Genomic DNA, 2,989 nt, shown 5'->3' on the forward strand with positions numbered 1-2,989 from the left:
GGGGTCTCCTCGTTTTCAGTGCAATAAGTGACGGTACGAAAAGCTAGCACTGGCGCGGAGGTGGTGTTGGTAGATCGTTGATTTCATTGACTTTCCTGTTCACTTTCAAATCTGCGATTCGTGGCGTCAAACCGTGGTCGGTTTCATCCATTGGTGCCAGTTATCGATGCATTTGGCCGCGAAGGCAGGATTTGGTCAGCATAGCGGTCAACCGGGAAGCGAAACACACCCCGCAAGTTGATGCTCTCCAGCTTGGTGGGCGCAATCTTCCCGATCAGTTCCGGTGGAATGACCTGGCGGCGGTTCGACCAGCGATCCAGGACCGCCTGCATCTGTGAGGTATTCCACGCCATCACGATGTTGGCCATCAGGCTCAACGCATCGGCCACAGCCTGCATTTCATCGACACGTTTGGCCTGCGCCGGGCTGATCCGGCCGGTATAAATGGCGCGCTTGAGGGCGTTAACAGCCTCGCCCCGATTGAGCACCCGGCGCAACTCGTTCCTGAAAGCGTCCTTGACAAAGTAGTCAGCCAAAAACGCCGTACGCAGCAACCGCCCCAATTGCACGCCAGCCTCATAGATTGGATCGCCCTGGGCGGCAGAACCGAACCGCGCAAGAGCTGCCACCGCACTGGCATGTCCGCTCATGACCGAGGCTGCCAGGTGCACCAGACTATCCCAATGCTTTTCGATCAAAGCGACGTCGACATTGGCTTCGCACACCGCAGCGATTTCTGCGGGCACTTTGGTGCCGCGTGGCACAAAGAGGTGGCGCTGTTTGAGTTCCTTCAACCGCGGGCAAAGATCAAAACCAAGCAAACGGGCATGTGACATGGCAAAGTCGGTGTAGCCATGGGTATCCACAGCAAGCTGGCTGGTCTCCAGCTTTTCTTGGCGGATGACACCTTCAATGGCCACGCCCGCCTGGCGCTCATTGAGCACAAAGGGCTGCGCATGGAAGATGCCCCACCGGTCTTTTACATGGGAGTAGATTCCAATGGAAGGTGTGTTGCGCCGAGGATCAAGCCGGGCTTGCCACACCCGTTTGGTGGTCTCCATGCTCATCATGTCAGAAGATGCCAAATCGGACCGCCCCCAGGTGGCGGCAATCGGGTGTCGCTGCATGAATTCCAGCACAGCCTGGCAGGCCTGGCTCAGACGCCGTTCGTCCCGCGCCCAGCGCATGGCCTGGCGAATGCTGGTGGCAGACAATTGCGGAATCATGCGCGCGCATTCGACCGCAGTCAGACTGGTGCCGTGGGCCATGATGCCGGCATAGACCATCAGCAGCTCGTCGGTAGAGCGCGGCTCACGTCCGAGCATGATCCAGCTAAAGCGCACCTGGGCGTCAACGGCCAGAATCACTTCCGGCAATTGAACCTCACCGATGCGGTGATCCAAAGCCGCGCGCAGCTTGGTCACTTCTGGGTCTTCGTCCTCTGCGGGCAATGGCGACAAATGGAGTTCATCATCCACGCGCAGTACGCCACTGCGGGCTGCAGCGGCCACCGCATCGACACCGGCAGTTACTCTGGCCAGCAAAGGCTTCAAGAAAGTGGCAGCCTTGCTGGGTAACGATAGACGGGCATAGTGTTTCTTGGACTCTGCCTGCCAACGCTCGTCCGTGAAGAACAAGCGCGCACGACCCCGAAAGCTCAGGCTGTGCTCAATCCAGACCGAGCCATTGCGCACCGCGCGGCGCAGGGCAAACAGGGTGGCCACCTCCAACGCCTGAAACGCCCGTTCCCGGTCTGGGCTGGAGATCGAAACCTGCCAGATCATTCCCAGACTTGGTGCCACCACTTCAACTGGCAGCTTTCTGGATCCTTTGAGATATAAAGCTTGCAGCTTGGCAAGGTACTCGATGGCAGGATGCTCGCCGGTGGCCTGCCAGGGCAGCTTTGCAATGGCGACGAGCAACGACCGCACGGGGCGAATTCCATCAATCAATCCCTCGCGGACCAGGGAGGCCCTGCTCGGTGGTTTGCGTTTCTGGGTTTCGGTGATCAAGGCTTCAAGACGGGCACGCAACTCAGCATCTGGCACCGCACCTTGCGCGCTCAAGGCAACAAGTTCGCCGAGCAGCGTTTTGTACATTGCGGCCCAATTGACGGTAGCGGGGACATCGGCGGCAGCCTGACGCCACAGATCGGCGATCCGGCGCTGCACCATAAGGATCAACTGGTCTGTGGTGGTGAACAGGCAATACCGAAGAAAGCATGCGACCTCCACGGTGCGCGCTGGCTCTTTGATCTTGGCTCCGGCTGAGGGCGGCCTGGAGACAAGTCGGCGCGCGTAGCGGCGCAAGATGAGATCGGGGATGTCTGCCAGGTGCTTATGAACGTCCAGCGTGTAAAGCAGGTCGATGCGCTCCAGTACCTCGCTGATTTGGCGGGTTGAGTGTTTCGCCGGTGCAGCCCATAGCCAACTCTGCTGGGTTTGTCCATCTGGGCGCAGCTCTGAAACTGAGGCTCGCCAGCGATCAAGTGTTGCTGGATCAACGCTGGCGGCGATGGCGGTGCCTGTTTCAACTTCAAGCTGGGCAAGTGCCGCCGCAATCAGTGTCCGAATTGCCCGCTCGTGCACGATCACCAGCTTGTTCTTGTACAGCCATTGACGCGCCCGCACGAGTAGCTGATCGCGGTCGGCGCAGCGCGCCACTTCGTCGCGCAGTTCACGTACCAGTGAGCGGCGCTGGTGCTCGCTCATCCACTGGAATCCAAGGACCGTGCAGGCTACTTGTTGGTGATCGAATAGCGTGCGCCCGCGTTCATACATGGCTCTCAGCGAGGCGACTTCTGGTGCTGCAATGCCAAGCTCGTTGCCAAGGTGGCGCCACAAGGCTACTGGAATTACCCGAAAGGCACCGAGCAAACGCCCACTCATGCGCAGGAAACCAATATGGAGCGCCAGACCAAGCTTGTGGGAATCACCTCGGCGTGCATTGATTGCGTCGCGCTCGGCACCATCGAAGGTGAAAAATGCCT

1 protein-coding gene is annotated in these 2,989 nt (G+C 59.2%); it reads right to left on the reverse strand.

Annotated features, from left to right (window positions below):
- Nucleotides 1–143: 143 nt before the first annotated feature.
- A partial coding sequence (locus QRO95_RS25070; protein WP_285303724.1) for a Tn3-like element IS1071 family transposase occupies nucleotides 144–2,989 on the reverse strand: 2,846 nt, incomplete at its 5' end.

It is taken from the genome of Stenotrophomonas maltophilia group sp. Smal13 (assembly GCF_030236855.1).
GTDB classification, from domain to species: domain Bacteria; phylum Pseudomonadota; class Gammaproteobacteria; order Xanthomonadales; family Xanthomonadaceae; genus Stenotrophomonas; species Stenotrophomonas maltophilia_A.